The organism is Ruegeria sp. YKSF070, from assembly GCF_059612725.1.
The window spans coordinates 1-5,099 of record NZ_JBXWRD010000096.1; the positions used below are offsets into that span (position 1 = coordinate 1).

Annotated in this window: 7 protein-coding genes; 6 read left to right on the plus strand and 1 reads right to left on the minus strand. The window is 64.9% G+C overall.

The genetic code is table 11. From position 1 onward, the window contains the following. The coding region (locus AC2FL1_RS23195) for a class I SAM-dependent methyltransferase (protein WP_496878495.1) at positions 1-601 on the plus strand (601 nt) is incomplete at its 5' end. A gap of 214 nt (positions 602-815) precedes the next feature. Here AC2FL1_RS23195 and AC2FL1_RS23200 read toward each other — a convergent pair. Further along, a complete protein-coding gene (locus AC2FL1_RS23200; RefSeq protein WP_496828668.1) occupies positions 816-1,322 on the minus strand; it encodes a hypothetical protein in 507 nt (168 codons plus the stop codon). A 252-nt stretch (positions 1,323-1,574) separates the two neighbouring features. On the opposite strand from AC2FL1_RS23200, the gene AC2FL1_RS23205 reads away from it, so the two are divergent. The 5 genes from AC2FL1_RS23205 to AC2FL1_RS23225 all read left to right on the plus strand — a co-directional run. Next, positions 1,575-2,126, plus strand: coding sequence for a YeeE/YedE thiosulfate transporter family protein (locus tag AC2FL1_RS23205; RefSeq protein ID WP_496828666.1), 552 nt, complete (start codon positions 1,575-1,577; stop codon positions 2,124-2,126). A 3-nt stretch (positions 2,127-2,129) separates the two neighbouring features. After that, positions 2,130-2,723 (plus strand): YeeE/YedE thiosulfate transporter family protein, encoded by a 594-nt coding sequence (locus AC2FL1_RS23210; RefSeq protein ID WP_496828664.1) that lies wholly within the window; start codon positions 2,130-2,132, stop codon positions 2,721-2,723. Positions 2,724-2,901: 178 nt separating this feature from the next. Then, entirely contained in the window at positions 2,902-3,870 is a 969-nt protein-coding gene (locus AC2FL1_RS23215) for an XdhC family protein (protein WP_496878496.1), read from the plus strand. Then, the gene (locus AC2FL1_RS23220; protein WP_496878497.1) at positions 3,867-4,868 is read left to right on the plus strand and encodes a molybdopterin-binding protein; all 1,002 of its coding nucleotides are present in this window, start codon (positions 3,867-3,869) and stop codon (positions 4,866-4,868) included. Before AC2FL1_RS23215 ends, AC2FL1_RS23220 begins: the two co-directional genes overlap by 4 nt. A gap of 78 nt (positions 4,869-4,946) precedes the next feature. Continuing rightward, positions 4,947-5,099 (plus strand): 2Fe-2S iron-sulfur cluster-binding protein (locus AC2FL1_RS23225; protein WP_496878498.1); only part of this gene is annotated, 153 nt, incomplete at its 3' end.

The following is a 5,099-nucleotide window of genomic DNA, read 5'->3' on the forward strand; positions in this document are numbered from 1 at the left end:
CCCCGCCCGGTACCTGGCCAAGCGTTTCGACTGTCGGGTCGAGGGCATCGACATCACCGCCCCCTTCATCGAAGCTGCCAACAAGCTGAGCGCACTGGTCGGGATGCAGGACGCCGTGAGATGCCAACATGGCGATGGTCAGAACCTCCCTTACAAGGACGAGACCTTCGATGGCGGATACAGCCAGCACGTCCTGATGAACGTGCCGGACCGGACCGTCTTTTTCGCCGAGGCCTTTCGGGTCCTGAAGCCAGGAGCCTTCTTTGCACTTACCGAACACGGGCTGGGCGAAGTGGGCGAACCGCACCATCCGGTGCCTTGGTCCGAAGACGGTCGCGGGGCCCATTTAATGCGCCCGTCGGACACGGTGGATGCCCTACGCAAAACCGGTTTCGTGAATATCGACGTCACGGATACCGGCGATAAATACCTGCAAGGGTACAAGGCCGCCATGGCGCTCGCGGCCAAGGGTGAAGCGCCGGTTTTCGGTACGCATATTCTTTTGGGAGAACTTGCGCCGCAGATCGTGAAGAACGCCGCGCGGAATATCGAGGAGCGAAGAACCCAACCGGTTCAGATCATTTGCCGCAAGCCCGAATAGGCTCGAGACGAGTTCGCATGCACGCAAACCGGCCGTCATTTCGGCCGGTGTAGGTGGAGGGTCCAGTTGGGCCTCTCCACTCGAAGAGGCCCTGTTCTCGGATTCGGGTTCCGGAACCGAGTATCCGAGGCGGGTAAAGACGGGCGTGTCAGCAGCGGCAAAAACAGTCAGTCGCCCGTCTGGACCCAGTACGAAACGGTCAAAACACGCCCGTTTACTCCAGTTGCTTGGCGTTGCACTCGCGCGCCATTTCGATGGCCTTGTAGGTACCCTTGAGGTTCACGGCAAAGGTATAGGCCTTTTCCGGAAACACGATCATCTCGTATTCCTTGGCCACGGCGTCGACCACCGACGGGTCGTCCGTCAGCACATAGCCGCCCGAATATCCCTTGGTGATGTTACCCCGCATGCCGGTCGCCTCACCGATAAAGATCTTTTCGCCGAGCAGGATCGCGACGGCTTCCTTTTCTCCCTTCTTGATGCCGGTATCGGCCTTCGTGAACACACCGATATAGGCGACGCCCCGGTCCTTGGTCAGGCCCATCTGCACCACGTTCTCGGCGGCGTCCACGGTTTCGATCAGGCAGGATTTCTTGGTCGTGTCGACAAAGACGTTCCACCCCTCGACACTTCCATAGGGTTGAAATTCGTCGGCAAGAACGGCCGTGGCGGCAAGAGTGATGCCGCCGAGGGCGAGGGCAGTTGCGGATGTCGTTCGCATCATATTCTCCTTTGAGAACAGAAATTTAAATCACTCCGACGCAACGCGCCCCGGTGTGCGATTCAGAGTAGGGCGTCGGAGCCTGCCCCGCAAGCGCCGGATCGTTTCTCACCTGCGCTCAGCCCTCGGTTCAGGCCGCGCCCCCTTTGATCGGGGCCGATCGAAGTCATGAATTTGATCTATGTCATGCCGGAACTCGAATGTGTGATGTATTCGTGATGTAGAATGTGAATTCTGCAAGGGGGGAAACCCATGACACTCAACTGGAAAATCGGCGGGCTGCTTCTGGGGCTGGTCTTCTTTGCCGCCGTACTGCTGGTCAAGCCCATCGGGGTCTCGACCCAGTTTGTCATTCTCGACGGGATCGTTGCCGACGCGGTGATGCCGGACCTCGTGACCAAGACCGAAGAGGGCTATACCTCAACCAATGCCTATCTGGCCAAATCGGGCGGCAAATATGCCAAGTCGGTGGCAAATCCGCTTAACTATTCCTTTGTCTTCGTGCTGGCGATGATGCTGGGCGGGTTCCTGTCGGTGATGGCGCGCGGCGGACTGGATCGGGCCGAGCGGGCAATCCCCGCGCTCTGGCGCGCCAATTTCGGCGACAGCACGGTCAAGCGCTATGCGGTGGCCTTTCTGGGCGGTTTCATCGTGCTCTATGGCGCGCGTCTGGCCGGGGGGTGCACCTCGGGCCACATGATGTCTGGCATGATGCAGACGGCGCTCAGCGGTTACATCTTTGCCGCCGGGGCCTTTGCCGCCGCCATTCCCGTTTCCATCCTGATGTTTCGCAAGGAGGTCTGAGCTATGACGTCGATCATTCTCGCAATCGTGATCGGGGCGGCCTTTGGCGCCGCGCTGGACCGGGTCGGCGCCGCCAACCCGAACGTGATCAACCGCATGCTGAACCTGACCGATTTGCGTCTGGCCAAGGCGATCCTGCTGGCGATCGGCACCGGTTCGGCGCTGATGTTCGGCGGCCAGATGCTGGGCCTGGTCGATGTGGGCCATATGTCGGTCAAGACGGCCTATGTCGGTGTTTTTCTGGGGGGGCTGATGCTGGGCGCGGGCTGGGCTGCGGCGGGCTATTGCCCCGGCACCGGCGTTGTCGCGGCGGCTTCGGGGCGCAAGGACGCGCTGTTCTTCATTGCCGGCGGTCTGCTGGGCGCCGCCGCCTATATGGTGACCTATCCGGCTTGGAAGGCCAGCGGCCTGCTTGACAAGATCGCCGGGGGCGCGGTGACGCTGGGAACCGTACCGGGGGCGAAATACGAGGGCATGACGGCGCTGCCGGGCGACATTCTGGGTCTGGTGCTGGGGCTGGGCTTTGTGGCGCTGGCGTTTGCCCTGCCGGATCGGCTGATGGGGGCGGGCGTGCTGCGCACGGCTCCGGCAGAATAGGCGCGATTTCATATCCCGGTGCATGGCTCTCGCGCAAATTCCCTGGCCATGCATCCGCGGCCCGGCGTTCGTGTTCCCGCCGGGCCGCATTTCGTTTGTCCTCACAATTGCTTCGCCCCTACTTTCGCACCATTGAATTGGCCGCGTCGCACGCCATACTGAGCAGGTGGAGGCATGCATGGAACGATTTGACAACGCGCCTGAGATTGCGCTGGCCTGGCACCGCCAAGGGCTGGGCGCGGCGCTGGCCACGGTGGTGGAAACTTGGGGCAGCGCCCCGCGCCGGGTGGGCGCGCAACTGGCGATCGGCGGCGATGGCCGGATCGAGGGCTCGGTTTCGGGCGGCTGTGTCGAGGGCGCGGTGATCGTCGAGGCGCTGGAGGCGCTGGAGGAGGGGCAGGCGCGCCTGCTGGAATTCGGGGTCAGCGACGAGGATGCCTTTGCCGTGGGTCTGGCCTGTGGCGGCACCATCCGCGTGCTGGTCGAGCCGGTGGGCCAGGTCCTGCCCGAGGTGATGCTGGCCGAGCTGGTCGCCGCCCGCGCCTCCCGTCAGGCGCTGGCCTATGTGGTCGATACCGCGCGCGGCACCAGGGCGCTGGTGCGCGATGCCTATCCCGAACGGATGCGGATGGACCGGTCCGGCTTCGAAGAGGATGGGCGCACCTTTGTCGCCGTGCACAACCCGCCCCTGCGGCTGATCGTCGTGGGCGCGGTGCATATCGCCCAGGCGCTGGTGCCGATGGCGCGTATCGCGGGCTATGATCCGGTGGTGATCGACCCGCGCGAGGCCTTTGCCAGCGACGCGCGCTTTCCGGGCGAGACCATCCTGCATGACTGGCCCGACGAGGCGGTGGCAAAGCTGGGTCTTGATGCGCGGACCGCGCTGGTGCTGTTGACCCATGACCCCAAGCTGGACGATCCCGCGCTCGAGGCCGCCTTGGCGGCGGATGTGTTCTATATCGGCGCGCTGGGTTCATCCCGGACCCATGCGAAACGGGTTGCCCGGATGCAGGAGGCCGGGTTTACGGATGCACAGATCGGGCGCATTCACGGGCCCGTCGGCCTCGATATCGGGGCGGCAGGCCCGGCCGAGATCGCGGTGGCGATCCTGGCACAGATGACGGCTGTGCTGCGGGGCCGGGCATGAGGTTCGGCCCCGTCCCGGTTGCCGGGGCCGACGGCGCGATCCTGGCCCATTCGGTGCAGGCGGGGCCGAAGAAGCTGCGCAAGGGGCTGCGGCTGGAACCCGGGCATCTGGAACAACTGGCTCAGGCGGGCATCGCCGAGGTGATCGTGGCGCGGCTTGAAGCCGGCGATTGTCACGAGGATGCCGCCGCCCGGCAACTGGCCGCCGCGCTGGCGCCGGATCCGGGCGCCGCCGGGCTGCGGGTGAGCGCGCCCTTTACCGGTCGCGTCAACCTGCTGGCCGAGGGGCCGGGGGTGGTTTGCCTCGACGTGGCCGCGATCGAGCGCTTCAACCTGGTGCATCCGATGATCACCGTGGCCACGGTGCCGCAGCATCAGCAGATGGGGCCGGGCGGCATGGTGGCCACGATCAAGGTGATCTCCTATGCGGTGCCTCAGGCCGATGTGACCCGCGCGGTAGAGGCCGCGCGGGGTGCGATCCGCCTGGCCTCGCCGGTACTGCGCAGCGCGGGGCTGGTGGTCACCGAGATCCCGGGCGGCCCGCCCAATGACAAGGGCATCGCCGCGATCCGGGGCCGGGTCGAGGCGCTGGGCCTGACACTCGACGACCTGCGGCTGGTGCCCCATCGCGGTGGCGACCTGGCGGCGGCGATCTCGGAGATCGCCGGTGACATGGTGCTGATCCTCACTGGCTCGGCCACCTCGGACCCCGAGGATGTGGCCCCCGCCGCCCTGCGCGCTGCGGGCGGCGTGGTCGAGCGGTTCGGCATGCCGGTCGATCCGGGTAACCTGCTGTTTCTGGGCGCGCTCGGGGCGCGTCCGGTGATCGGCCTGCCGGGCTGTGCCCGTTCACCTGCGCTGAACGGCGCGGATTGGGTGCTGTCACGGGTGGCCTGCGGGGTGCCGGTGACAGGCCACGACATCGCCGCGATGGGGGTCGGTGGACTGCTCAAGGAGATCCCGACCCGCCCACAACCCCGCGCCGGGCGCCGGGGGTGAGCGGCTATTTTCTGTTCTCAAACAGAGACTCCCGTGGTTTAGTCATCGACAATGAAAGCTTTAACGGGGAGGAATGTCATGCCTGAGCTCAAGATGAAGGTTAATGGCCGAGAGGTTGCAGGGCCGGTAGAGTCCCGAGATTTGCTGGTTGATTTTTTGCGTGAGGGTTTGTCGCTGACGGGGACGCATGTTGGGTGTGACACGGGTCAGTGCGGAGCGTGCGTGGTGCAT